The organism is Streptomyces herbicida (assembly GCF_032656585.1).
Classification (GTDB): domain Bacteria; phylum Actinomycetota; class Actinomycetes; order Streptomycetales; family Streptomycetaceae; genus Streptomyces; species Streptomyces herbicida.
On sequence record NZ_JAUYWJ010000016.1, the window covers coordinates 69,950 to 94,411 of the forward strand.

The following is a 24,462-nucleotide window of genomic DNA, read 5'->3' on the forward strand; positions in this document are numbered from 1 at the left end:
ACGAAGGAGATGACCAGGGGGCACGAGGACCACGAGCCCGCGCCCTGCCTCGCACGGCGCGGGCTCGTGTGCGTCCCCGGGTGCGGTCGGGTGCGCGTCCCCGGGTGCGGTCGGGTGCGCGTCCCCGGGTGCGGTCGGGTGCGCGTCCCCGGGTGCGGTCGGGTGCGCGTCCCCGGGTGCGGTCGGGTGCGCGTCCCCGGGTGCGGCCGGGGACGGGCCGTCAGGCTGTCAGGACTTCGCCGGGCATGTCTTCCATGCCAGGTGATACACGGTGCTGATGTCACCGTCCGTCGAGTCCATCGTCATGAAGCTGACCTTGCCGGGGTTGGTGCTGCCGGCGTTGACCCGGAGCTCGGTGTTGATGTTGAAGTTGCGCAGCACCCCGCAGGGCGCCCAGACCAGCTGCGCCCAGTCGGTGCTGTCGGTGGCCTGCCAGTCGTCGTTGTACGGACCGTTGAACGGGTGGTTCTTGGCCGCGGTGTTCGGGGAGCCCTGGAAGTAGTAGGAGGCTCTCTGGACAGCGGTCGCGCCGGACTGGAGCGAGGCGAAGCCGCGGTAGTCGGCGCTGGCGATGGCGTAGGTGAAGCCCTGCGGGACGTGCACGATCAGGTTGAGCTGGCAGTTCTTGCGGAAGGCCGTGGGGTCGGAGTTGCCGCCGGCCTGGGCGAGGTACTGGCTGTAGGTGACCGTGAAAGCGGTGTTGTCGGGCGAGACGGCGACGGCGGCGGTGCCCTGCGGGCAGCCCGAGCCGTTCACTGTGGCGACGTCGATGACGATCTTGTCCGGGGGCGGGTTGTCGATCACGGAGGACGGGCTCTGGCCCGGCAGTGCGGTGGTGAGGAGAGCGGCGACCGCACCGCTCAGAAGGAGTCCACCGGTCATGGTTTCTCCAGTCGTGGAGTGGGGGGTTGGACGCCTCCGGCCCGTGAAGAAACTGTGTGACACCTGTGAAGGCCGGGGCGGCGCTCGAATCGTAGGAACCCGCACGGGAGCAGGGCAGGGCGAACTCAGGCCATTCACACCAGCGGATTTCACACCCCGTGGTCGGACGCTGACTCAGTTGGAACCGAACCGAGTCGATCGACGCACCTCACGGGCGGCGAGTGGGGTTCAGGGGTTCTCCCAGGACGCCGGTTCCGCCGCCAGCTGCTGTACCGGCTCGGGGAGGGTGTTCGTCGCGATGTCGGCGATCGTGACGCCCTCCAGGATCTTGCGTACGTTCGCGCGGAGGGCGATCCACAGCGGGAGCAGTGGCTGGGCGGTTCCGGTGTAGGCGAGGCCCGTGGGGCGCTCACCCCGTACCGAGACGATCGGGCCGTCCACCGCGCGGATGACGTCGGCCACCGTGATCTTCGACGCCTCCCGGGCCAGCCGGTAGCCGCCGCCCCCGCCACGCCGGCTGTCCACGATTCCGGCGCGCCGCAGATCCCCCAGGATCCCCTCCAGAAACTTGTGCGGGATGGCCTGCGCGGTGGCGATTTCCTCCGCCTTCACCGGGCCTTCACCTTGCCGTACGGCTACCTCCAGTACCGCCCGTACCGCGTAATCCGCCCGTGCCGAGATCCTCATGGGTCCATTGTGGGGCGTACCTCCATGGAGAATGGCCGGACCCGCGCCCCGTAAGATCGCCCGGGAGGATCCCTTGGCGCTCAGCAGACGTTCTTTCAGTGCCCTCGCCGGCTCGGCCGCGCTCGGTCTCACCCTGGGCGGCAGCGGCGGCCCCGGGGCGCCCTCGGCGTATGCCGCGCGCAGCGTGCCGACCGGCCCGGCCCCCGCCCCGCCGAGCGCCGACGGACGCCGGCACACGATCGGGTACGACCACCACTCGCTCGTCGTGGACGGCAGACGGCTGGTGGTCTGGTCCGGCGAGATGCATCCCTTCCGGCTGCCCAGCCCGTCCCTGTGGCGGGACGTGCTGCAGAAGATGCGGGCGCACGGCTACAACGCGGTCAGCATCTATGTGTCGTGGAACTACCACTCCCCCGCTCCCGGCCACTACGACTTCACGGGTGTACGGGATCTTGATCTGTTCCTGCGCATGGCGGCCGAGACCGGGCTGTATGTGATCCTCCGCCCGGGTCCGTACATCAACGCCGAGATCGACGGCGGCGGCTTCCCGGGCTGGCTCACGGCCACTCCGGGTACGGCGAGGACGGCCGACCCCACCTATCTGAAGTACGCCGACGAGTGGCTCACCGCGGTGAACCGGATCGCCCGCCGCCATCTGTTCACCGAGGGCACCGGCACGATCCTGCTCTACCAGATCGAGAACGAGTACGACGCCCATGTGAGCGAGCCGTCCGGCCGCGACTACATGTCCCATCTGTACAAGAAGGTACGGCGGGACGGGATCGACGTCCCCCTCTTCCACAACGACAAGGGCAGGAACGGCTACTGGATCCCCGGCACCTTCGACACCGGTGGGGAGAAGGGGAACTGGCTGTACGGCTTCGACGGGTATCCGTCACCCGCCCAGCTGCCGCCGGACTGGGGTCACTTCGGGCCCGGCGGGCTCAAGGGCGGTGCCACGGCAAGTCCGCGCACGCCGGGGTTCGTGCCCGAGTTCGGGGGCGGCTGGTTCGACCCATGGGGCGGGGCGTGGTTCCAGGGGAAGGGGTACGCCGAGTCGCGGCGCACCCGGGACGCGGCCTACGAGCGGCGCTTCTACCTGACCAACCTGGCCAACGGCATCACGCTGCACAACGTCTACATGACCTTCGGCGGCACCTCGTGGGGCTGGCTGCCCGCGCCGGTCGTCTACACGTCGTACGACTACGGCGCGGCCATCGACGAGGCGCGGAACGTCACCGAGAAGATCGCCCCGATGCACGAGCTGGGGCATCTGCTGCAACGCGTGCCCGACTTCGCCAAGCTGGACCGGGCCGAGGACGTCCGGGCCGACGGGCTCAAGGTGTACCACCTCACCAATCCCGACACCGAGGCACATGTGTACGTCGTGCGCAACGACGGCACGAAGGAGGTCACCTCACGCCTGCCGACCGCCGCGGGCGACCTCCCGGTCACCGTCCCGGCCCAGGACGCCAAGCTGCTGACGACCGGGCTCTCCCTCGGCAAGCGCAAACTGAGGCACTGCACCGCGCAGCCCATGCTGGTCATCAACGCGGGACGCCAGGACATCGCGCTGTTCGCCGGGCGGTACGGCGAGATGGCGCACCTGGTCCTGGAGTGCCCGGTCGAGCCCGTTGTGCAGCGACTGGACCCCGAGGCCGCCTGGGTGTACGACCGCAACGCCCTGTATGTGAACGTGCCCCTCGGCCAGGGCGGGCTCACCCGCGTGCTGGTCGAGCGCGGCGAGAGCGAGACACCGCTGCTGCTCCTGTTCGCCGACGACGCGACCGCCGTGCGCCTGTGGCCGTACGACACCCCGTCCGGAACCGTGTTCGTCTACGGCCCGGCGCTGCTGCGCCACGTCACGCTGAACGGCTCCACGGTCGAGCTCACCGGCGACACGATCGAGGAGACCGGTCTGGAGGTGTGGGGGCCGCGCGGGATCGAGAAGGTGACATGGAACGGGCGCCCGGTGCCCACCCGGCTCACCACCTCCAAGAGCCTGTACGCCGAGACGCTGGTGCCGGGCGTGCCCGAGGTGCGGCTGCCCGAGCTGGGCGGCTGGCGTATGCGCGCCGAGAACCCGGAGGCCTGGCCGAACTACGACGACTCCGCGTGGCGGACCGCCGACCGGACGTCGTCGTACAGCACCACACCGGTGCCGAAGGGACAGCCGGTGCTGTTCGCCGACGACTACGGCTTCCACTACGGCGACGTGTGGTACCGCGGCACGTTCACGGACTCCACCGGCATCGAGGAGGTCTCGCTCGGCTACAGCACCGGTACCCAGGGTCTGCTGATGGCATGGCTGGACGGGGAGCCGCTGGGTACGCACCGGATGCCGGTTCCGGACAACAGCACGGTTCGCAAGGGCAGTTGGGCGGCCACTGCCACCTTCCCGGTGCGCGAGGAGCTGCGTGGTCCCGGCCGGCATGTGCTGTCCGTACTGGTCCGGCGCATGCAGCACGACCAGGACGGCAAGGCGCTGGACACGCACAAGGCGGCCCGTGGGCTGACCGAGGTGTCCTTCAAGGGGGCTTCGCCGAAGGTCGGTTGGCGCCTGCAGGGCGCGGCGGCCGCCGATCCCGTGCGCGGGCCGCAGAACAACGGCGGGCTGTACGGCGAACGGGAGGGCTGGCATCTGCCGGGTCTCGCGGACCGGGACTGGAAGACCGTGGCCTTCCCGCGCGCCGAGCGTCGGCAGGGCGTGACCTGGTACCGGACCGAGTTCAAACTGGCCGTGCCCGCCGGCATCGACGCCTCGGTCGGGCTCGTTCTGGAGGACGACCCGTACCGCTCCTACCGGGCGCAGATCTTCCTCAACGGCTGGAACATGGGCCAGTACATCAACGACGTCGGCCCGCAGCACACCTTCGTCCTGCCGAACGGCATCCTGCGCACCCGGGGCACCAACACCCTGGCCCTGGCGGTGCTGTCCGAGCTGACCACGCTGTCGGGCCCGGGCCGGGTGCGGCTGGCACTGCTGGGCAGCGCGGCCGGAGGAGTGCCGGTGACACCGGTGGCCTCCCCCGGCGCCTAGACCGGCCGGATCACGTTCCAGGACAGCGGCTCCGGTACGGCGGTGAGCCTGCCGTCCTGGAGAGTGGTGCCCTCGGCCCGGGTGCGGCGCGACCCGCTCCGGGTCGTCGAGGGTGTTGCGGGCGTCGGGGTCGGCGTCCGCGAGGGTGCTGCGAGGCCGGTGTGACTTTCGAGCGGCTCCGGTCACCGAAGTGATCATTCCTGGTTGAACCACGGTCGTCGGATCGCATGACGCGGACACGTCCGGGCGCGTAACCTCGGACAAGCCGTCGACCGGCGGTGAGGAGGGGAAGCGATGGACATCGCGGGCGCGCGGCAGCGGGCTGCCCGGATCGCCGCGAGGCTGCGGCGCACCCGTCCCGCATCGGGCAAGCGCGGACTCGCCGCCGACCTCGCCCGTACGGTGCGCGCGAGACCCCATCCTCCCGCCGACGTACGCGAGTTGTGCCAAGCACTGTGCGAGGCCATGGGCGACCGGCGGGCCGGGCGGCCGGTCGAGCTCCGCTTCGAACGCTTCCCCGACGAGATCGAAGTCACCGGTCTGTGGGTGGAGTTCCAGGACTTCGACCTGGTCATCGTGGAGGAACGGGCCGAGGCGCTGCAGCAACTGGTCATACTCGGACATGAGTTGTGGCATATGCATGCCGGGCACCGGCACCACCACGGCGTCGGCGCGGCAACCGTCCACGCGCTGGCGGGCCTGGACGACGTCGCCCTGACCGTCGCCGCCCGCAACGGCTCGCGCGAGGCCGACGAGGCCGCGGCCGACGACTTCGGGCACCGGCTCGCCGCGGCCTTCCGGCCCCTGCTGTCCGGGCAGGGGGCCGACGCGCGCCTCGACCCGGTCCAGCGCTCCATGGGCTACCGCGGAGGTGCGGCGCGGTGACGAACGCCTTCGGCCTGCCGGGGCCCGACCTGTCCCGCGGTCTGTACATCTCCTTCTGGCTACCGACGGTGGTGCTCACCGTCGCGCTGGCCATCAAACTGCCCAGCATCATCAAGATGTGGCGCGACCCGCTGCTGCGCGCCGTCGGCGGCCTGCTGCTGTTCGCCTGCGCGGTGTTCGTCTTCGCGGCCCCGAAGACCATCTCCTGGACCAACCGGGTCACCGGGGTGCCGAACATCTCGGCGCCCTGGGTGTATTCGCTGCTGACCGCGCTCTGCGCGTCCTGGCTGCTGCTGATCATCGCCTGGCGCAACGGCATCTCCGACCGCTCGGCCGCGACCCGCCGCGCGACCCGGTGGGTCGTCTCCGTCTACGCCGGTGTGGTGGTCGCCCTGTGGGTGCTGTTCGCGCTCGCGGACGTCCCCGTGGAACGCCTCCAGGACCTGGACACCTACTACGCCAACACGCCGTTCATGCGCGAGGAGATCCTCCTCTATCTGATCGCGCACACCGTGGCCTGCACCATCACCGCCCGGCTGATCTGGAACTGGATCCGCACCGACGGCCTCGACGCCTGGCTGCGCTGGGGGCTCCGGTTCCTGGGCGTCGGATACGCGACCAACCTGTTCTTCGACGCGTCCAAGCTCACCGCCGTCGTCGCCCGGTGGACCGGCCACGACCTGGACTGGCTGAGCACCTATCTGGCCCCGTCGGCCGCGTGTGTCTCCGCCACCCTGGTCGCCGTCGGCTTCATCATCCCGCACGCGGGTCAGTACCTGGCCGAGCGCTGGCACGTGCGCGTCAGCCACTGGCAGCTGCGGCCCCTCTACGTGCTGATGCGGACCGTTACCGGCAACCGCGAGCCCTTCACTCCCCGCGCCACCGGTGAACTGCGCCTCATCCGCCGCGAGACGTTCATCCGTGACGCGCTCCTCCAGCTCTCCCGGCACCTCGACGAGGGCCTGCGCACCCGGTCGTACGAGGCCGCCCGCGCCCTTGGCGCCGAGCCCGGCCGGGCGGAGGCACTCGCCGCCGCCGTGACGATCCTGGACGCCGTCGAGACCCGCAAGCGGTCGCCGGAGACCGACGGCGGCGCCGCCTCGTCCGGCCCGGACACCACCTATCTGCTCCAGAAGATCCAGGCCGTGTCCCGGGCCCTGCGTCACCCCGACGACATCGAGGCGGTGCGCGCCCGGGCCACCGCCCCGGCAGAGAGTGCCCGCGCATGAGTGAACGCTCCACCCCCGCCGTCAGAACCGCCGTCGTGCTGGGGGGATCCCATACCGGCATGCTCGCGGCGCGGGCCCTGGCCGGCTTCGCCGACCGTGTCGTGGTGGTCGACCGCGACGTCCTGCCCGAAGGTCCCGAGCCACGCCGCGGGCTGCCGCAGGCGCGGCACGCCCACATGCTGTGGTCGGGCGGCGTTCGGGCCGTGGAGGACCTGCTGCCGGGCATCACCGAGGTGCTCCGGAGCGCGGGCGCCCACCGGCTGCCGGTCACCACGGACGTGGTCGCGCTGTCCTCGCAGGGCTGGTTCCGCCGCTGGCCGGAGTCCCACCATGTGATCCTGGCCGGCCGCGACCTGCTGGACGCCACGATCCGCGCGAAGGTCCTCGCCGACGAGCGGATCGAACTCCTGAGCGGGGCCGAGGTGCTGGGGCTCGCCGGGACGGACCTTGAGGTCACCGGCGTACGGATCCGGACGGCGGACGAGGAGGAGCGCACCCTCGCCGCCGCCCTCGTCGTCGACGCGACCGGGCGCGGCTCCGGGACACCCCGGTGGCTGGCCGCGCTCGGGCTGCCCGCTCCGGAGCGGCGCGAGGTGGACTCCGGGCTGGTGTACGCGAGCCGCCTCTTCCTCGCCCCCGACCAGGCCCGGGACGGCTTTCCGATCGTCAATGTGCAGGCCGACCCGCGCGCCGGAGTCCCGGGCCGGTCGGGCTGGCTGGTGCCCATCGAGGACGGCCGGTGGATCGCCACCCTGTCCGGCACCCGCGGCGGCGAACCCTCCGCGGAGAACGACGACTTCCTCCGGTTCGCCCGCGCGCTGCCGCACCCGGTGATCGGCGACCTGCTCGGCAACGCGGAACCGCTGTCCGACGTGTCGGTCACCCGTGCCACCCTCAACCGCCGGCACTTCTACGAGCGGATGCCGGTGTGGCCCGAGAACTTCGCCGTCGTCGGCGACGCGCTCGCCGCGTTCAACCCGATCTACGGGCAGGGCCTGGCGGCCGCCGCCCAGAGCGTCCGGATCATGCGGGACGTGATACGGCGTCAGGGATGGGCCGTACCGGGACTGTCGCGCCGTATCCAGAAGGCGGTCGCGCGACCGGTCCGGGCCGCCTGGGACCTGGCGATCGGCCAGGACGTGTTCTACCCGGGCGCGACGGAGAACGGCCCCACGCTCAGGGACCGGCTCGTGGCCGCGTACGTGGACCGGCTCATGCGCACGGCCACCGGCAACGGCCGGGTGGCCCGCCGGGTCACCGACGTGACATCCCTGGAGCGAGGCGCGGAGGTGCTGCTCGCCCCCGACGTGCTCCTGGCGGCGGCGATCGGCCCGCTCAAGCCGCAGTTGAGCGGGCCGCCGCTGACGGCCGAGGAGCGGAAGGCGGGCGGGCTGTTGTGAGCCCCGCCGAGGTCAGCCCGCGAACGCCGGCTGCGGCCGGCCCCTGCCCGCCCCCGGTACCACCAGGAGCGATCCCGCGACCGGGTGCGGTGCCGTCAGGCCCACCCGTGCCGTCGTGATGTACAGGTCCGTCAGATCCGGGCCCCCGAAGGCGCACGCCGTCACCCGTGGGGTCGGCAGCTCGATCACGCGGTCCAGCTCGCCGTCCGGGGTGTACCGGCGCACCGTGCCGCCGTCCCACAGCGTCACCCACACACAGCCCTCGGCGTCGACCGTCAGCCCGTCGGGGACGCCCGCGCCGTCCTCGATCTCCGCCAGCCGGCGCCGGTCCACGGCCCGGCCGTCCTCGTGGTGGAAGACGTCGATCTGCCGCGTCGGCGAGTCGACGTAGTACAGCAGGCGGCCGTCGGGGCTCCACCCGGTGCCGTTGCTGACCGTCACGTCGTCGAGGACCGTCCCGACGGAGCCGTCGCCGGTGATCCGGCAGAGCGTGCCGCCCCCCGGCGCCTCGTCGTAGCGCATCGTGCCCGCCCACAGCGAGCCGTCCGGGGCCACCGCGGCGTCGTTCGCGCGGCGGCCGGGGACGGGCTCGTGGTGCAGCCAGCGGAAGGTGTCGTCCGGGTCGAGGAGGCCCACGCCGTCCCTGAGGTTCAGGACCAGGCCGCCGCCCGCCCTGGGCTTGGCGGCGCCGACGTGCTGGTGCGTCGTGCGGACGGTGCGGCGGCCGGTCGCGGGGGCGTAGGTGTGGATCCGCGAGCCCAGGACGTCCACCCAGATCAGCCGGCCCGCCGCCGGATCCCAGGTCGGGCCCTCGCCGAGCGTCGCCCGCGCGGGCACCGCCACCTCGTACGCGGTCATGCCGCGCCCCGGTGCCCGAGGCGCTCCGACAGCTCGGCCGCGCCCTTGACGGCGAGCTGCTCCAGCTCGCCGCGGCGCTCGTCGCTCCAGCGGATCATGGGGACGGAGATGGACAGGGCGGCGACCACCTGGCCCGTGCGGTCGCGCACCGCCGCCGCCACGCAGCTCACGTCCGGGTTGGACTCGCGGCTCTCGAGCGCGATGCCGCGCTGCCGGATCTCCGCCAGGGCCTCGCGCAGGACACCCGGGTCGGTGATGCTGTTGGGGGTCATCGCGGCCAGCTCGGCACCGTCCGGGATGCGCGAGGCCAGCTCCGGCTCGGGCAGCGAGGCCAGCAGCATCTTGCCGACCGAGGTGCAGTGGGCGGGCAGCCGGCGGCCGGCCGCCGACACCATGCGCACCGCGTGCGTGGAGTCGACCTTGGCGATGTAGATGACGTCGGTGCCCTCGAGGATCGCCACATGGACCGTCTCGTCGCAGGTCTCGGCGACGGACCGGGCCACCTGCTGGCCCTCGGCGGCGAGGTCGAGCTGCTCGGCGTAGCGGCTGCCGAGCTGGTACGGGCGCACACCGAGCCGGTACCGTCCGGGCTGTCCCGGTACGGGCACGATGTACGACCGGGCGGCGAGCGTGGTGACCAGTTCGTGCACGGTGGTGCGTGGCAGCTGTAGCTTGCGCACGATGTCGGGGGCGGAGAGCGTGCCGTCCCCGTCGAGGAAGAGCTCAAGAATGTCGAGAGCCCGGGTCACGGCAGGTACGAGGCGTCCCACGTCCGGCCCCCTCCCTTGGGTCTGAGTGCCTGTGTTCGAGATTTCAACAGACGATCGGCATGACGAACACAGGCTAGTCATGGTGGGTTGTACGGGCAATGGTTCTGTACGCGGGTGATGATTGTGCGTTCGACCGCGGCCCCCGCCACTACCGGTGTGTCCTGGGATCGCCCAGCTCTCCGCGCAACCGCTGGGCACGCAGCACCAGCTCCAGCTCGAAGCGGCGGTCCGGGTCGTCGATCCCGTCGCCCCACAACTCGCGGATCTGCCGCAGGCGGTAGCGGACGGTCTGCGGGTGGACGCCGAGACGCGCGGCCACCTCCGGGGCGCCTCCCCGCGTCTCCAGCCACGCCAGTAACGTTTCCGCAAGCCTTCTCCCGTGCGTCGGCCCGCAGTGCGCCAGCGGTGCCAGGCAGCGCAGGGCCAGGTCGTCGATCAGCTCCTCGGGCTGCAACAGCACCAGGGCCTCCGTGTGCTCCGTGCAGTGCAGCACCTCCCCGGCGGGAAGCAGTCCCCGCTCCATCAGGCGTACGGCGGCCTCGGCCCAGCGCAGCGACTTGCAGGCGTCGGCCAGCGGCACCGGCGGTCCGATCGCCCCGGCCCAGCCGGTCAGCGCCCGGTGCAGCAGCTCGGGGCGGCCCCCGGCATCGGGATCGGGGACGACCATCCGCGGCTGCTCGTACTCCATGTCGAGCAGCACCCCCTGCCCCACCGCCGGGGCCATCGCCTCCCGCGCCGGACGCAGCAGCACCCCCACCGCGACCTTCCCGGGCAGCGGCCAGCCGATCCGCGCGGCCCGCTCGACCAGCGCGTCGGCCGGGTCGCCCCGGTGGCGCTCGGCGAGGAGCAGCTCCATCAGCCGGCGTTGCAGGCGCAGCCGCTCCCCGGCCTGGCGGGCGGCGGCCTCGGCATAGCCACGCACGGACTGGTCGACCAGCCCGTCCAGATACTCGTACCCCGCGTCGACCAGCTCGTACATGGCCGGTGGCGGGATGTCGAGGCGCTGGCCGATCTCGGCGAAGCGGCGCCAGGCCAGCCGTACTCCCATGCGGTAGATCGCCTGGAGGGAGTCGAGGCTGCGGCCGCCCAGTCCCTCGCCCCGGCCGAACTCCTGGAACACGCCGGGCGGTACGGTCGGGCGGCCCTCGGAACTCTCCAGGTGCTGGACGAAGACCTCGATGGCCCGGCGGATGCCGATCAGTGCCATCGGTTCGCCGCTCTCGTCGAGCACGACGGGCAGGCCGGGGTACTCCCGGCGGATCTCGCCCAGGATCTCCTCGGCCAGCACGGGCGCCTCCGCCATGGCGATCGCGGCGAACTGCCGGACCTGGAGGCGGGGCACGTCGTGCCAGGCCGAGCGGGCGGGCACGGCCGCTGGACGGGCGGGCGGCCTTCTCCGGTTCGTCTCCGGCGCGCCGCTCCGGCTCACGGGGTCAACTCCCCTGACCGGCTTGCTCGTAGGTGATCAAGGGAGTGTCCGGCTGGTCGGGCCGGGCGTCGAGCAGCGCGACGACACCGAGCGCGGCGCCCACGGCAAGGGCGGCGGCGGCCACGACGGTCAGCGTGGCGGCGAGCAGTCTGGACATCGCAGGGTCAGCCTCTCTGTCCGAGTCGGCCCCGGGAACGCTCCCGGAGTCGGTCCCCATCCGGCGTCCCACCCCTGCCTGTCCGGCCCAGTGTCGACAGTCATTGACACCGAGTCAAGGGGCGCCTACGGTTCCCGGCCCATAGGGGTGGGTCAACTCGCACGCGCACTGTTCCTTCTCGGACCTGGAGTGCCGGATGCGCCGTACAGCCTCACCCTTTTCCCTGATCGCCCTGGGTCTCGGCACGTTCCTGCTGGTGCTGGCGCCCCTGCTGGCGTGGTACGTCGAGCCGCGTGCCGCCGTGAATCCGATCGACATCGACACCACCGCCGTCTACACCGGCAAGGGCAGCTATTTCGACACCGGGCAGGTCAGGACCGTGACCGACCGGCGGATCACGATCACCCAGGTGGTGCGCGGGGACGTCGAGGACAGCGAGCGCAGCGGACGGGCGGTGTGGGACGTGACGACGACCGTCGACACGGACAAGACGCTCCCGGCCGCCGATCCGCACGACGCGCTGGAGTTCTTCCTGAACCGCTGGGTCACCGACCGCTCCACCAACAAGCCCGTGCACTGCTGCAAGGAGAACCCGTACTTCGAGGGCGACGCCTATCTGAAATTCCCCTTCGACCTGCGCAAACACTCCTACCAGTGGTGGGACAACTCCCTCGGCTCCACGGTGACCCTGCACTACGCGGGCACCAAGAAGGTGCAGGGCTACCGCGGTTACCGCTTCACCGGGACGGTGGCCCCGGCGAAGGTCGGCACCCGGGTGGTGCCCGGCAGCATCGTCGGCCTGCCGAAGCGTTCTCAGGTGCAGGCCGAGGAGTGGTACTCCAACCACGGCATCGAGCTGATCGCCGACCGGAGCACCGGCCGGGTGCTCTACGCCCAGGTCGGGCCGCGGCGGACGCTGCGCGCCCCGGGGTCGAAGAAGGACGCGGTGGTGCTGCTGGACAGCCGGAAGATCGGGTTCACCACCAGGACGCAGAAGGAACAGGTGAGCCTGGCGAAGAAGGAGAGCGGCCGGCTGCGCATGGTGGGGCAAACCCTGCCCGTCGGTGCGGGTGTGGCCGGATTCGTCCTCGCGGCGGCAGGAGCTGTTTTCGTGGTACGAGGACGGAAACGTCCTGAAACAGACGCTACATCCCGGCCGCTCCTCACGATGTGACGTGACGTCAGCTCTAATGAGCCCCGAAATTGTCATCCCGGTGAGTAGCCGTGGGGAACGGCTGGGCGAAAACTGTCCACCCCACCCCGAGCACAGCCCATCCACAGAATCGCCCCCCACAGTGAGTTCCGCACCCTGAGACGAGTTGGAGCACCCATGCCCCAGCACGTGCCGTCCTCGATGCGCGCCGCGTTCCCCCAGGGCACGCGGCACCTCCCGACGCTCCCCCCACATCCGCGCCGGATCGTCTTCCTCGCCCACCGGGACCTCGGCAACCCCTCCGCCGGTGGCTCCGAACTGCTCGTCGACCGGCTCGCGGACGGACTGACCCGTCTCGGCCACCAGGTCACCCTCCTGTGCGGCGGCCCCGCCGCCTTCCGGGACTACCGGGTCGTGTCCGCGGGCGGCGCCTACGCCCACTACCTGCACGCCCGCTCGGCCTTCGCCCGCCAGGTCGGCGACTGCGACCTGCTGGTCGAGGTGTGCAACGGCATGCCCTACTTCGCGCCCCTGTGGCACCACGGCCCCACCCTGTGCCTGGTCAACCACGTCCACACCGACCTGTGGCGGATGCGCCTGAGCGGACCGCTGGCGCCGGCCGCGCGGATCGGCCGAAGACTGGAGCACTGGGCGCTGACCGGTGTGCAGCAGCGGAGTCTGATGGTCGCCGTCTCCCCGTCGACGGCCCACGCCCTGCGCGCGATCGGGGTGCAACGGGACCGCATCCGGATCGTCCACAACGGTGTGGAAGAGCCCGGTCCGCGGGCCGACCGCTCTCCGGAGCCGCTGTTCGTAGCGGTGGGGCGGCTGGTCGAGTACAAGCGGATCGATCTGCTGCTCCGACTCTGGGAGCGGGTGCGGCCGGTCACCGGCGGCCGGCTGCTGATCGTCGGCGACGGTCCGGAGCGGGAACGACTGGAACGACTCGGCGGACCCGGCGTGGAGTTCACCGGGCATGTCTCGGAGGCCGAGAAGCACCGGCTGCTGTGCGCGGCCTGGCTGCTGGTGCACCCCTCGGCCGTCGAGGGCTGGGGCCTGGTGGTGACCGAGGCGGCGGCGCGGGAGACACCGGCGGTCGCCTTCGACGTGCCCGGCCTCAGGGACTCCGTGGTGGACGGCGAGACCGGTGTGCTGGCGCGCGGCGAGTCGTCGTTCGCGGCGGCCTGGTGCGCGCTTGCGCTGTCCGCGCGTCGGCGGGAGGCGATGGGCAAGGCGGCCCGCGATCGCGCCGCCGGCTACCGCTGGGAACGGACCGTGAGACAGTTCCTCGCGGTTGGCGCGGAGGCGGTGCGGGGCTGGGAGCGATGACGCCCTTGCGCCGTGTCGGTGAGGCCGTCGCGCGACTGCGGATCCGTCGCGGCTGGTCGCTCCCCCAAGCTCTCAGCTTCGTTCGAGCAGGGAGGGAGCCCCATCGCGGCGGAGCCGCAGATGTCACAGCCCCTCGCCCCTATGGGGACGCTGCAGGGCGCCGGAGTTCGAAGGATCCCTCCCTGCGGCGTTCCCTCGCCCTCCTTCGTGCCTTCCGGCACGAGCAGGACGACCCCGAGGCCTGTTACTCCCTGCTCGCCCGGGACGCCGCCGACCAGGTCGAGGCCTACGACGGGCCGGTGGCCGGGCGGATCGTCGTGGACGTCGGCGGGGGCGGCGGGTACTTCACCGAGGAGTTCCGGCGCCGGGGCGCACAGGCCTTTCTCTTCGAGCCGGACGTGACCGAGCTGGGCGAGAAGCCGCCCGACGGGACGGTGATCGCCGACGGCTATCTGCTGCCGCTGTCCGACGGGGTCGCCGACGTGACCTTCTCGTCCAACGTCCTGGAACACGTGGCGGATCCGCAGACGTTTCTCAGCGAACTGGCGCGGGTGACCCGGCCGGGCGGGCTGATCTATGTGTCGTTCACCAACTGGCTCTCCCCCTGGGGCGGTCACGAGTGGGCGCCCTGGCACTATCTCGGCGCCGAACGGGCTCGCGCCCGCTACCGCCGCCGTACCGGACGGCCGGCCAAGCACACCCTGGGCGAGAACCTGTTCGCCGTGCACATCGGAGCCACCCTGCGGCAGGTGCGCACCCGCGACGACGTCACGGTCGTCTCGGCGCGCTCCCGCTACTGGCCGTTCCTCGCGGAAACCGTGGTGAAGGCGCCCGGCATCCGTGAGCTGGCCACCTGGAACCTCCTCCTCATCCTCCGGCGGTGTCCCCCATGACAACCACGGTCCAGGCTCCTCCCCCGGCAGCCGTCCCCACCACCGCGGCCACCTCGGGCCCGCCGGAGGGCCCGCGGTCGCGGCGCTGGCTGCTGGGGTTCTGGGCCGTGGCGTTGGTGCTGTTCCTCGCGGTGCACCCGGGCCGCCAGACCTTCGACACCAAACTGGGCGTCACCGTCGACCCGGGCCGATTCCTCTCGGATCTTGGCCAGTTGTGGCACGACCAGGGATCCTTCGGCGGGATCCAGGACCAGTACGCGGGCTATCTGTGGCCGATGCTGCCGTTCTACTGGCTGTGCCACGCGGTGTCCCTGCCGGTGTGGCTCGCGGAGCGGCTGTGGCTGTCACTGATCGTGTCGGTGGCGTTCTGGGGTGCACTGCGGCTGGCCGAGCGGTTGCGCATCGGAACCCCCGCGTCCCGGCTGCTCGGGGCGGTGGCCTATGCGCTGTGGCCGGTGTTCACGGTGGTCGTCGGCTCGACCTCGGCGGCCGCGCTGCCCGGCGCCTTCCTGCCCTGGGTGCTGCTGCCGCTGGCCGACGAGCGGTACGCCGCCCGGGTCGCGGCCCTGCGCTCGGCACTGGTCGTGCCGTTCATGGGCGGCGTCAACGCGGCCGCGACCCTCGCCTCCCTGCTCCCGGCCGGGCTGTATCTGCTCTCCCGCCCGCCCGGACCACGGCAGCGGAAGCTGATCTCCTGGTGGGTGCCCGGAGTGCTCGTGGCGACGGCCTGGTGGTGGATCCCGCTGCTGCTGCTCGGCGTCTACGGGGAGAACTTCCTGCCCTACGTGGAGACTTCCCAGACGACGACGGCCACCATGTCGGCCACGGAGGCGCTGCGCGGCGGCGGGAACTGGGTCGCGTATCTGCATCTCGGCGAGGCCTGGCTGCCCGCGGGCTGGGCCGTGGCCTCCTCGGTCGTCGTGATCGTCTGCTCGGCGCTCGCCGCCGGCCTCGGGCTGGCCGGGCTGGCCCGGCGTGACCTGCCGGAGCGGCGCTGGCTGGTGCTGACGGTGCTCACCACCGCGCTGATCACGCTCGCCGGGTACGGCGGCGCGTTCGGGGCGCCCTTCCACGGGGTCGTGCAGGACTGGCTGAACGGCTGGCTGGTGCCGTTCCGCAACATCTACAAGTTCCAGACGGGCATCGCGCTGGCGCTCGTGCTCGGGCTGGCCCATCTGGTGGGTGTGGCCGCCGAGCCGCGCGGGGCCCGCCCGGTGCGCGGGCGCCGCTTCGTCCCGCTGGTCGCGGCGGTCCTGGTGCTGCCGGGGCTGCTGTGGCCCTACCTCAACGGGTCGATCCTGAACCCGGGTTCGTTCCAGCAATTGCCCAAGTACTGGCAGACCACGGCCGACTGGCTGAAGAAGTACTCCCCCGACTCCCGCGCCCTGGTCGTCCCGGCCACCGCGCACGGCCTCTACACCTGGGGCTCCCCGATCGACCACCCCCTGGACGTGCTGGCCGACAGCCGCTGGGCGCAGCGGGACTTCGTGCCCTTCGACACCCCGGGCAACCGGCGCGCGATGGACGCGGTCGAGCAGGCGCTGCTGAGCGGCGGCGAAGTCCCTGGCCTCGCCGACTACTTGAGCCGCGCCGGGATCTACTACGTCGTCGTCCGCAACGACCTGGACCCCGACCAGATCGGTTACGTCCCGACTGCGGGCGTCAAACGCACCCTGGAGCAGTCGGGCTACCGGCGGGTGACCGGCTACGGGCCGGTGATGACCGGCGGCCGGATCGCCCACGACACCCCGCTCCAGGTGGAGGGGCTGTACCCGAGGCAGCGGGCGGTGGAGATCTACGAGCCGGTGGACAAGGACGTGCCGCGGCCCGGCCAGGCCCGGCTGCTCTCGGCCGCGGACACGGCCGTCGTCTCCGGCGGCCCCGAGGCACTGCTGCCGCTCGCCGCGCGACTGCGCGACCGGGCCACCGTGCTCACCGGCGACAACCACCCGGGGGTCGGCTCGCCCGGCCTCCAGGTGGTCGGCGACGGGCTGCGCCGGGCGGACACCCGGTTCGGGCTGGTCGACGCCAACACCTCCTACACGTACACCCGCGACGAACGCAACGCGCCGGACGCCGTGCAGGACGCGGGCGACAAGCCGCGTCAGATCCTGCCCACCGGGGGCGTCGGCCACCAGACCGTGGCCCGGCTGCGCGGCGCCCGAACGGTGACGGCGTCGTCGTACGGCAACTGGCTCTTCCACCTCCCGCAGTACGACCCGGTGAACGCCTTCGACGGCGACCCGGCCACCGCATGGGCGGAGGGAGCGCCGGGCTCGGCGAAGGGGCAGTGGCTGCGCATCGGCTTCGACGGGTCGTACGACATGCCGGCGTCCGTGAAGGTGACTCCGCTGCCGCAGCAGAGCGTACGGGCGGCCGCGACCCGGGTGCGGGTGACGACGCAGAAGGGCTCGCTGACCAGCTTCCTGCGGCCCGACGGCATGACGCAGACCGTCAGGGCCCCGGCCGGCCCCACGCGTTGGATGAAGCTGACGATCGTCGACTCGGTGGCCCGGCGCTCCGGCCTCACCGGCGCGGGCTTCTCCGAGATCGCCCTGCCCCACGTCCAGGTGACCCGGATGCTGCGGCTGCCCATCGACGCCGACGGCTCCGACGCGGCGGCCCAGGTCGTCTCCCTGCACCGCGCGGCCGACCCGACCGGTCTGTCGGCGACCGGCACCGAGGCGGGGCTGCACCGCGCCTTCGCCACGGGGGCGGCGGGCTCGTACCAGGTGGCGGCGAGCGCGGTGCCGGTGCCGGGCGAGGCGCTCGACAAGCTGCTGTACCGGGTCGCGCCGGACCAGAAGAACCGGATCACGGCGACCGCGGACTCCACCGCGGCCCTGGGCGCGGGACTGTCCGCGCGCAACCTCACCGACGGTGACCTGACGACGGCGTGGATCGCGGGCGACCGTCCCACGATCCATCTGAGCTGGAAGGGCAAGCAGCCCGTCGGCGCGATCGTGCTCGCTCCCGCGGGCGGCCTGTCGACCCGCCCCACCGAGGTGGACATCAGCTCCCCGGACGGTGCGACGACCGCGGGCGTCGACGAGAACGGCATGGTCCGCTTCGACCCGGTCACCACGGACCGGCTGGACATCACGATCACCAAGACGGCGCCGCTGACCCTGCACAATCCCGTCGCCGACGAGGACCTGCAACTCCCCGTCGGGCTCACCGAGGCGTACATCCCGGCGCTCGACGGCTATCGCACCCCGCAGCCGGCCGCCACCCGGACGTTCTCCCTGCCGTGCGGGCAGGGCCCGGTGCTGGCGGTGGACGGCGAGCTGTATCCGACGAGCGTGCAGGGGACCGTGCGGGACCTGGCGGAGCGTCGGCGGATGGAGGTGACGCTCTGTCAGGACGGCACTGCGGATGCGGCGGTGGAATTGTCCGCGGGCACTCACCGGGTCGAGGCGGGGGACACCGGTCCCCTGGTCCTGACGGACGTGACGCTGACCCGCGGAGCGGTGAACGAGGCCGCCGGTCCGGGGCGCGAGCTTCGGATACGGGACTGGCTGGGCGACCGCCGCGAGGTGACGGTCGGCTCGGGGGCGGCCACGTATCTGACGACGTACGAGAACTACAACGACGGCTGGCGGGCAACCCTGAACGGCAAGGAGCTGACCCCCCTCCGGCTCGACGGCTGGCAGCAGGGCTGGCGGATCCCGGCGGGGGCGGGCGGCACCGTCAAGCTGTCGTACGAACCGGCGACGACCTACGAGGGCGGCCTGATCGGCGGCGCGGTAGGGCTCGCGGCCCTGCTGGGACTGGCCCTGTGGCGGCGGCGCGAGCCCAATCCGGACGAGCCGCAGCCGGTGCCTGCGCCGCCCGGCGTGTGGCTGGGCACGGTGGCACTGACGCTGGTCGCCGTGGTCATCGCGGGCTGGTTCGCACTGCTGGTGCCGCCCCTGGCACTGCTCGCCCGCCGACGGCACGCGCTGCTGGTGCCGCTCGCCCTGGTGGCGCTCACCGGGGCCGGGATCGCGGCGGCGACCGGCGCCGGGGAAGCGGTGGCCGCCGGGCACGGCGCCTTCGGCCACCCGGCCCAACTGCTCGCGCTGATCGGGCTGTTCGCGGGCCTGGTGAGCGTCCGGGAGGTCCCGTCCACGGGTGCGGACGGGACACCTCCGGATGCGGAGGCGCCGACGGCACCGCTGCCGCAGCGGGTACGCGGATCCACTCCCCTGGGCGCGCATCCGCCGGGGCCCGCCCCCGCGACACCGGAGGAGAAGTCCCCGCCGAGCGCCTCCGGACCGACCGTCTCCGCCCGTGGCCCCGGACACCCCGAGGGAGGTGCCCCCGAATGACCGCGCTCCAGCACCGGCCGGACGGTCCGGCACGGCCCACGTCCCGTATCCCGTTCCCGGTCGTCGACGAGGTCGCCCGGCACTGTCTTCAGGACACGGAACCGGAGACCGTGCACATCGAGCTCCACCTGCCCGGCCGGCTGGATCCCGCGCGGCTGCGCAAGGCCTTCGGTGAGGCGCTGCGCCGGCATCCCCGCATCCTGATGCGGGAGGCTCCCCGGCCCTGGTACCGGGCCCGGTACGAGTGGGAGCTGACGGCGGAGCCGGACGTGGAGGTGATCCGTTTCCCGCCGCCGGCCCCGGACGCCCGAGGTCAGGCCCGGCAGCGCGCCCTGGACTGCGCTCCCCCGCTCTCCGCCTCCCCTCCGATCCGTCTGGAGGCCGTGCCCGAGGGCGACGGCACCGTGCTGATCCTCACCGTCAACCACACCGCCCTGGACGGCCCGGCCTGCCTGCGCGTCACGGCCACGGCGGCGGAGCTGTACGGCGGCCGGGACAACTCCCCCGCCGCACCCCCCGTCCGCACGCCGGACACGGAGCGGGAGTCCGTGGCTGTGCCGTCCAACTGGACCCCGCCCGCCCGTGTGGCTCCCGGCACCCCCGGCCCCTCTCCCGGCAACGGCGTGATCGTCACCGAACTGCCCCTCCCGCACCGCCCCAAGGGCTCCCCGTACACGGTGAACGACCAGCTCATGGTCACCACCGCGCTGCTGATCGCCCACTGGAACCGGGAACGCGGCGCCCGCCCCCGGCCGATCCGCATCACCATGCCCGTCGACGACCGCCCCCGGGACGCGGGCATGCCCATCGGCAACGGCACCCGGCTCGTCGAGGTCCCGTTCACTCCCGAGGAGCTGGATGCGACGGACATGGCCGGGCTGCTGCACCGCACGGCCGTCCGCACCCGGTTCCTCAAGTCCCTGCCCCGGCCCCAACTCGGCCACGGTGCCGCCCTGCTGACCGCCCCCTGGGCGCCGGTGGGCGTACGGGCCGCGCTCACCCGCGGGCTGCGCAGGGCCGTCGCGCCCTGGACGTCCACCACCCTGCTCAGCAACATCGGCCGCATCCCCTACCCGCTGGACTTCGGCGACGAGGCGGGCCGCGCCGACGCCGTCTGGTTCTCCGCACCGGCCCGCATGCCCCGCGGCCTCTCCTTCACCACCGCCTCCACCGCGGGCCGCCTCCACCTCGCCGTGCGCTGGTCCCGTTCCCTGCTCGGCCCCGGGGACGGTGCCGAACTGCGCGATCTGTTCGAGCACTATCTGCACACCACGGAGGTGACCGCCCCGTGACGACCACCGCCACCCCACCCGGGGGACTCCGCGACTTCTACGAGGACCCCGCCGTGCCGGTCGCATCCGGCGCCGCGCGCAGCATCCGTCAGGCCCGGCTGCTGGCCGCCGCCCTGGGCCCGGCCGGCACGGGGGCGCGAACGGTCCTCGACATCGGCTGCGGCGACGGCACCGCGGCCGCCACCGCCGCCCCGTTCCTCGCCGGCCACCGCGTCGTCGGCGTCGACTGGTCCCAGGACGCCCTGCGCCGCGCCCGTGCCCGGCTGCCGTACGCCGTCCGGGGCGAACTCACCGGCGGCGGACTGCCGTTGCGGACCGGCTGCGCCGACGCCGTGCTGTTCAGCGAGGTGATCGAGCACCTCGTCGACCCCGACGCGGCTCTGGACGAGATCCGCCGCGTGCTGCGCCCCGGAGGCCACCTCATGCTCTCCACGCCGAACCTGGCCGCCTGGTACAACCGCGCCCTGCTGCTGGCCGGCGTGCAGCCGGTGTTCTCCGAAGTCAGCCTGCGCGCGATCCACGGCCGCCCCGGGAAGGAGGTCGTCGGACATCTGCGGCTCTACACGGCCCGCGCGCTGCGGGAGTTCGTGACCGCGGCCGGCTTCGAGGTCGTCCGTGTGCACGGCGCCCCCTTCCACGGTGTGCCCAGGCCGCTGCGTCCGCTGGACCGGCTGGCCTGTGCCAGACCCTCGCTCGCCTCGATCCTGCTGCTGCATGCGCAACGGACGTAGGGGGCGGCCATGTGGTGGGGAGTGGTCGCGGCCCTGCTGGCGAACGTCCTGTACAGCACCGGGTTCGTGCTGGAGAAACGGGCCCTGTCCGCGCTGCCCGAGGTGACCGTGCGCAGGCCGGCCCGACTGCTGCGGCTGGTGCTCGGCAGCCCGCTGTGGATCGGCGGGTCGCTGGCGCTGGCGGCCGGGTTCGGCGCGCAGCTCGTCGTCTACCGAACGCTGCCGATCGCCGCGGCGCAGGGGATCTTCGTGTCCGGGCTCGTGCTGCTCGTGCTGCTGTCGGCACGGCTGCTCGGCGAGGAGACCAGCGGCCGGGAGCGCTATGCGCTCGGCGCGATCCTGGCCGCGCTGCTCATGGTCGTACTGTCCCTGCGGGAGGGGTCGGACAAGGTCAGCCGGGCCGCTCCGTACCCGCTGGTGCTGCTTGTGTGCGTGCCCTCGCTCGCCGCGGGCGTGTGGCTGTACCGCGCCACCGAGCGCCGTGCCCGCCACCGGCACCGGCTGCCCACGACGGGCGTCGAGTACGGGGTCGCGGTGGGCCTGCTGTACGGGGTCAGCTCGCTCGCCATCAAGGGCGTGTCGGGCTATGTGACCAGCGGCCCGGCCGGACTGCTGCGCTCCCCCTATCCGTACCTCCTGCTCTTCACGGGAGCGTTCGGCCTCGTCATGTCCCAGGCAGCGCTGCAACGCTGCCGGGCCTCCCTGATCGTTCCGGTGTGCACGACGGTGACCTGCCTGTTCACCGCGGTGCTCGGCACCCTGTCCTTCGGCGAGGCGCTGCCGCACGACCCGCTACGGCTCGCCCTGCGGCTGGCGGGCACGACGCTCGCGGTCACCGTGCTGCTGGCCATGCCGAAGCACGACCGAGCTCCCGAACCATCCTTCGGCGCCAAGGAGTTGACACCCCCCATGAAGCCCGACGACCCACTGCTGAGGATCCTGGCGTGCCCGCTGGACAAGGGCCCCCTGCACCTGCTGCCCGAAAAGGCCCTCTACAACCCACGGCTGCACCGCCGCTACCCGATCGTGGACGGCATCCCGCAGCTGCTGCCGTCGTCCGGGGAGCAGGTGTCGGACGAGGAGCACGAGGAGCTGCTGAGGCGGATGACACCGTGAGCGGACCGACCCTGGCCGCCCGGCTGGCCCCCCGCCTCCCCACCCGGCTCGTCGCCGCCACCGCCCGCGCCGTCTACCCGCGCTTCGAACCCGAGCTGGCCCGCCTCGGCGAGTTCTGCCCGGCCGGCTGCGGCACGGCGGTGGACGTGGGCGGCTGGTACGGCCCGTGGACGCGCCGTCTGTCGGCACGCGCACGCCAGGTGGTCACCGTCGAACCGGTCCCGCATCTGGCCCGGCTGCTGGCCTCGGCGGCGTTCCCGGCGAATGTGCGGGTGATCCAGGCCGCCGCCTCCGACCGCCCCGGCGTCGCCCGGCTCTGGCTGCCGCCGGACGACGCGGGCGACCGGGGCGTGTCGTCCCTGGTGCGCCGGGACATCCACGGCCGGGCCCTGGAGGTGCCCTGTGTGACGCTGGACGACCTGGGTCTGCGCCACGTCGGCTTCATCAAGATCGACGTGGACGGCAGCGAGCTGGCGGTGCTGCGCGGCGCCACGGCGCTGCTCGCGCGCGACCGGCCGGCGCTGTTCGTGGAGCTGGAGTCGCGGATCCAGCCGATCGCGCCGGTGCTGACGTATCTGCGACTGCTGGGTTACGAGGGCTGGGTGCTGCCGGGGGCGAGCTGGGTCCCGCTGGCCTCCTTCCCGCTGGAGGCCCACCAGGCCGGGACCGCGCACGTCGTCTCACGGGGCCTGCTGCGCCGCGTCCTGCCCTTGCGCGCCTTCAGGGGTCCGCGCTACGTCAACTCGGTGCTGTTCCTCCCGGACGGCCGCCGCCCGGGTGCCACCCCGATGGGCGACGATGGTCCGCATGCCGCCCTCCGGAAAGCGCCCCGCTAGCCCCTTCACCGCGCTCGACTTCCAGCTGGTGCTGCTGCGCCGCATGGCCGATCACAACCCCGATCTGGTCGAGGACGCCCGCCATGAGCTGGGCGCCTCCATCGCGGACATGCGGGAGGCCAACAAGCGCTGGCAGGCGATGCTCCGCTCGCCGCGCGCCCGCTCGGCCGCCACACGCTACCGCTCGGTCCTCGGCCCGCCCGAGTACGAGGCCGAGCGCACCGTCGGCGACCTGGAGTGCCGGGCCTGGCAGTGGCCGCTGCCCCTCTGGCCCGCTCTGCGCTTCGAAGTGCTGGTCGGCCCCGACGGCGCGGTCTGGAACGAATGGCTGGTACGCGCCCCCGGTGCCCCCGCCCCGGACCTCCGCACCCTCGAGGACCTCACCCCCTGGTGCTGCACGGTCGACGAGGTGGCCCGCGCCTTCGCCCCCGCCCGCCCCCTGGAGGGCACGGCGCCGACCCGCTGGGGCCTGGCGTTCACGGCGCCCGACGCGCAGGGCGTACGGCGGAAGGTGGCCGCCGAGTTCACCTGGGGGCTGCTGCAGCGGACGGCGGTCGGCGAGTAGCCGCGGCGAGCACCGCCGTGACGACCGCGTCCACCGAGCCCGGGTGCAGGAAGAGGAACAGATTCGGCTCGACCAGCTCAAGCTCCATCACGCGGGGCTCCCCGTCCGCGCCGTCGACGAGGTCCACGCGCGCGTACAGCAGCTCGGGCGCCTCCGGTACGGCGGCCAGCGCCCGCTCGGCGACGGCGAGTTCGGCCGGGGTCGGGGTCCAGGGCTCCAGGTCGGGGTGGGCCACCTTGTCCGCGTCGTAGGCGGCGCCGGGTGCCAGTACGGCGCGCTTGCGGCTGGCGTGCAGCAGACGGCCGCCGAAGAACTGCAGGGCGCGCTCGCCGCTGACGTCTATGCCCTCGACGTACGGCTGCACCATCGCGGTGAGCCCCTCGTCGTGCATCCGCGCCAGGTGCCCCACGGCCCGGTCCCGCTCGCCGGGGGTGTAACGCGCGGCGAACCGGGCGCCCGCGCCGAAGGTGGGCTTGACCACGAACTCGCGGTCGGCCGGCAGGTCTGGGGCGTCCCCGGGGGCGAGGTAACTGGTCGGCACGACGGGCACGCCGGCCGCCGCGAGGTCGCCGAGGTACCGCTTGTCCGTGTTCCAGCGCACGACGGCCGCCGGATTGGCGATGCGCGTCGCCTTCCCGGCCCGCTCCGCCCACGTCACGAACTCGTCCGCGCGCCAGCTGTAGTCCCAGGTCGACCGGATGAGGACGAGATCGAACCCGCTCCAGTCGAGGCCGGGGTCGTCCCAGTGCACGGCGACGGCCTCGGCCCCGGCGTCCGTCAGGGCCGCCACCAGCACGGGCAGGTCACGGTCGTGGTGGGGCTCGTCGCCCGGGTCGTAGGTGGCGAGTGCGATACGGGGCATGCGCAGCACGCTAACAACCGCTCCCGCAACCGATCCAA

20 protein-coding genes and 1 pseudogene are annotated in these 24,462 nt (G+C 72.6%); 14 read left to right on the forward strand and 7 right to left on the reverse strand.

All coding sequences use genetic code 11. The features are described from left to right. Positions 1-228: 228 nt before the first annotated feature. A complete protein-coding gene (locus Q8A52_RS30825) occupies positions 229-882 on the reverse strand; it encodes a DUF4360 domain-containing protein (RefSeq protein WP_316757368.1) in 654 nt (217 codons plus the stop codon). 228 nt (positions 883-1,110) lie between these two features. Then, positions 1,111-1,569, reverse strand: a complete 459-nt coding sequence (locus Q8A52_RS30830; RefSeq protein ID WP_316757370.1) for an RrF2 family transcriptional regulator — start codon at positions 1,567-1,569, stop codon at positions 1,111-1,113. Between the two features lie 73 nt (positions 1,570-1,642). Here Q8A52_RS30830 and Q8A52_RS30835 point away from each other — a divergent pair, with 73 nt between their 5' ends. The 4 genes from Q8A52_RS30835 to Q8A52_RS30850 all read left to right on the forward strand — a co-directional run bounded on the left by Q8A52_RS30835 (position 1,643) and on the right by Q8A52_RS30850 (position 8,123). Continuing rightward, positions 1,643-4,609: a glycoside hydrolase family 35 protein gene (locus tag Q8A52_RS30835; protein ID WP_316757372.1), complete on the forward strand. Its 2,967-nt coding sequence runs from the start codon at positions 1,643-1,645 to the stop codon at positions 4,607-4,609. 294 nt (positions 4,610-4,903) lie between these two features. Then, positions 4,904-5,494 carry a toxin-antitoxin system, toxin component family protein gene (locus Q8A52_RS30840; protein WP_316757374.1) on the forward strand — a complete coding sequence of 197 codons (591 nt, stop codon included), beginning with the start codon at positions 4,904-4,906 and terminating at the stop codon, positions 5,492-5,494. Next, positions 5,491-6,723: an MAB_1171c family putative transporter gene (locus tag Q8A52_RS30845; protein WP_316757376.1), complete on the forward strand. Its 1,233-nt coding sequence runs from the start codon at positions 5,491-5,493 to the stop codon at positions 6,721-6,723. Before Q8A52_RS30840 ends, Q8A52_RS30845 begins: the two co-directional genes overlap by 4 nt. Then, positions 6,720-8,123 carry an NAD(P)/FAD-dependent oxidoreductase gene (locus tag Q8A52_RS30850; protein ID WP_316757378.1) on the forward strand — a complete coding sequence of 468 codons (1,404 nt, stop codon included), beginning with the start codon at positions 6,720-6,722 and terminating at the stop codon, positions 8,121-8,123. The genes Q8A52_RS30845 and Q8A52_RS30850 overlap by 4 nt, the downstream gene beginning before the upstream one ends. Positions 8,124-8,135: 12 nt before the next feature. On the opposite strand, the gene Q8A52_RS30855 is transcribed toward Q8A52_RS30850, so the two are convergent. The 4 genes from Q8A52_RS30855 to Q8A52_RS30870 all read right to left on the reverse strand — a co-directional run bounded on the left by Q8A52_RS30855 (position 8,136) and on the right by Q8A52_RS30870 (position 11,337). Next, positions 8,136-8,981 carry an SMP-30/gluconolactonase/LRE family protein gene (locus tag Q8A52_RS30855; protein ID WP_316757380.1) on the reverse strand — a complete coding sequence of 282 codons (846 nt, stop codon included), beginning with the start codon at positions 8,979-8,981 and terminating at the stop codon, positions 8,136-8,138. Continuing rightward, entirely contained in the window at positions 8,978-9,751 is a 774-nt protein-coding gene (locus tag Q8A52_RS30860) for an IclR family transcriptional regulator (protein WP_316757382.1), read from the reverse strand. Before Q8A52_RS30860 ends, Q8A52_RS30855 begins: the two co-directional genes overlap by 4 nt. Positions 9,752-9,899: 148 nt before the next feature. Then, positions 9,900-11,120, reverse strand: a complete 1,221-nt coding sequence (locus tag Q8A52_RS30865) for a helix-turn-helix domain-containing protein (protein WP_316757678.1) — start codon at positions 11,118-11,120, stop codon at positions 9,900-9,902. Between the two features lie 64 nt (positions 11,121-11,184). Next, positions 11,185-11,337, reverse strand: a complete 153-nt coding sequence (locus Q8A52_RS30870; RefSeq protein WP_316757384.1) for a hypothetical protein — start codon at positions 11,335-11,337, stop codon at positions 11,185-11,187. Positions 11,338-11,533: 196 nt separating this feature from the next. Here Q8A52_RS30870 and Q8A52_RS30875 point away from each other — a divergent pair, with 196 nt between their 5' ends. From Q8A52_RS30875 to Q8A52_RS30920, 10 genes and pseudogenes are all read left to right on the forward strand, one after another. Further along, positions 11,534-12,511: a DUF3068 domain-containing protein gene (locus tag Q8A52_RS30875; protein ID WP_316757385.1), complete on the forward strand. Its 978-nt coding sequence runs from the start codon at positions 11,534-11,536 to the stop codon at positions 12,509-12,511. A 156-nt stretch (positions 12,512-12,667) separates the two neighbouring features. After that, entirely contained in the window at positions 12,668-13,819 is a 1,152-nt protein-coding gene (locus Q8A52_RS30880) for a glycosyltransferase family 4 protein (protein ID WP_316757387.1), read from the forward strand. After that, the gene (locus Q8A52_RS30885) at positions 13,816-14,712 is read left to right on the forward strand and encodes a class I SAM-dependent methyltransferase (protein ID WP_316757389.1); all 897 of its coding nucleotides are present in this window, start codon (positions 13,816-13,818) and stop codon (positions 14,710-14,712) included. Before Q8A52_RS30880 ends, Q8A52_RS30885 begins: the two co-directional genes overlap by 4 nt. Then, positions 14,709-19,022 carry an alpha-(1->3)-arabinofuranosyltransferase domain-containing protein gene (locus Q8A52_RS30890; protein ID WP_316757391.1) on the forward strand — a complete coding sequence of 1,438 codons (4,314 nt, stop codon included), beginning with the start codon at positions 14,709-14,711 and terminating at the stop codon, positions 19,020-19,022. Before Q8A52_RS30885 ends, Q8A52_RS30890 begins: the two co-directional genes overlap by 4 nt. Next, positions 19,019-20,314, forward strand: coding sequence for a condensation protein (locus Q8A52_RS30895; protein ID WP_316757393.1), 1,296 nt, complete (start codon positions 19,019-19,021; stop codon positions 20,312-20,314). Before Q8A52_RS30890 ends, Q8A52_RS30895 begins: the two co-directional genes overlap by 4 nt. Then, on the forward strand, positions 20,311-21,045 hold the full coding sequence (locus tag Q8A52_RS30900; RefSeq protein WP_316757395.1) for a class I SAM-dependent methyltransferase: 735 nt from the start codon (positions 20,311-20,313) through the stop codon (positions 21,043-21,045). The genes Q8A52_RS30895 and Q8A52_RS30900 overlap by 4 nt, the downstream gene beginning before the upstream one ends. A 21-nt stretch (positions 21,046-21,066) precedes the next feature. After that, positions 21,067-21,954: pseudogene (locus tag Q8A52_RS30905) on the forward strand (hypothetical protein); the annotation flags it as partial. Beyond that, the gene (locus Q8A52_RS30910; protein ID WP_316757680.1) at positions 21,955-22,161 is read left to right on the forward strand and encodes a Trm112 family protein; all 207 of its coding nucleotides are present in this window, start codon (positions 21,955-21,957) and stop codon (positions 22,159-22,161) included. Then, positions 22,158-22,997, forward strand: coding sequence for an FkbM family methyltransferase (locus Q8A52_RS30915; RefSeq protein ID WP_316757397.1), 840 nt, complete (start codon positions 22,158-22,160; stop codon positions 22,995-22,997). The genes Q8A52_RS30910 and Q8A52_RS30915 overlap by 4 nt, the downstream gene beginning before the upstream one ends. Continuing rightward, positions 22,960-23,562 (forward strand): hypothetical protein, encoded by a 603-nt coding sequence (locus Q8A52_RS30920; RefSeq protein ID WP_316757399.1) that lies wholly within the window; start codon positions 22,960-22,962, stop codon positions 23,560-23,562. Before Q8A52_RS30915 ends, Q8A52_RS30920 begins: the two co-directional genes overlap by 38 nt. Here Q8A52_RS30920 and Q8A52_RS30925 read toward each other — a convergent pair. After that, the gene (locus Q8A52_RS30925) at positions 23,522-24,424 is read right to left on the reverse strand and encodes an ATP-grasp domain-containing protein (RefSeq protein ID WP_316757401.1); all 903 of its coding nucleotides are present in this window, start codon (positions 24,422-24,424) and stop codon (positions 23,522-23,524) included. The two genes, Q8A52_RS30920 and Q8A52_RS30925, sit on opposite strands and share 41 nt — an antisense overlap. Between the last annotated feature and the right edge of the window lie 38 nt (positions 24,425-24,462).

What these genes read in the sequence shown, in the direction of transcription:
- Q8A52_RS30825 (WP_316757368.1), bottom strand. Translation starts at nt 882, where the DNA reads ATGACCGGTGGACTCCTTCTGAGCGGTGCGGTCGCCGCTCTCCTCACC.
- Q8A52_RS30895 (WP_316757393.1), top strand. Translation starts at nt 19,019, where the DNA reads ATGACCGCGCTCCAGCACCGGCCGGACGGTCCGGCACGGCCCACGTCC.
- Q8A52_RS30830 (WP_316757370.1), bottom strand. Translation starts at nt 1,569, where the DNA reads ATGAGGATCTCGGCACGGGCGGATTACGCGGTACGGGCGGTACTGGAG.
- Q8A52_RS30890 (WP_316757391.1), top strand. Translation starts at nt 14,709, where the DNA reads ATGACAACCACGGTCCAGGCTCCTCCCCCGGCAGCCGTCCCCACCACC.
- Q8A52_RS30870 (WP_316757384.1), bottom strand. Translation starts at nt 11,337, where the DNA reads ATGTCCAGACTGCTCGCCGCCACGCTGACCGTCGTGGCCGCCGCCGCC.
- Q8A52_RS30885 (WP_316757389.1), top strand. Translation starts at nt 13,816, where the DNA reads ATGACGCCCTTGCGCCGTGTCGGTGAGGCCGTCGCGCGACTGCGGATC.
- Q8A52_RS30875 (WP_316757385.1), top strand. Translation starts at nt 11,534, where the DNA reads ATGCGCCGTACAGCCTCACCCTTTTCCCTGATCGCCCTGGGTCTCGGC.
- Q8A52_RS30920 (WP_316757399.1), top strand. Translation starts at nt 22,960, where the DNA reads ATGGTCCGCATGCCGCCCTCCGGAAAGCGCCCCGCTAGCCCCTTCACC.
- Q8A52_RS30855 (WP_316757380.1), bottom strand. Translation starts at nt 8,981, where the DNA reads ATGACCGCGTACGAGGTGGCGGTGCCCGCGCGGGCGACGCTCGGCGAG.
- Q8A52_RS30910 (WP_316757680.1), top strand. Translation starts at nt 21,955, where the DNA reads ATGAAGCCCGACGACCCACTGCTGAGGATCCTGGCGTGCCCGCTGGAC.
- Q8A52_RS30925 (WP_316757401.1), bottom strand. Translation starts at nt 24,424, where the DNA reads ATGCCCCGTATCGCACTCGCCACCTACGACCCGGGCGACGAGCCCCAC.
- Q8A52_RS30840 (WP_316757374.1), top strand. Translation starts at nt 4,904, where the DNA reads ATGGACATCGCGGGCGCGCGGCAGCGGGCTGCCCGGATCGCCGCGAGG.
- Q8A52_RS30880 (WP_316757387.1), top strand. Translation starts at nt 12,668, where the DNA reads ATGCCCCAGCACGTGCCGTCCTCGATGCGCGCCGCGTTCCCCCAGGGC.
- Q8A52_RS30850 (WP_316757378.1), top strand. Translation starts at nt 6,720, where the DNA reads ATGAGTGAACGCTCCACCCCCGCCGTCAGAACCGCCGTCGTGCTGGGG.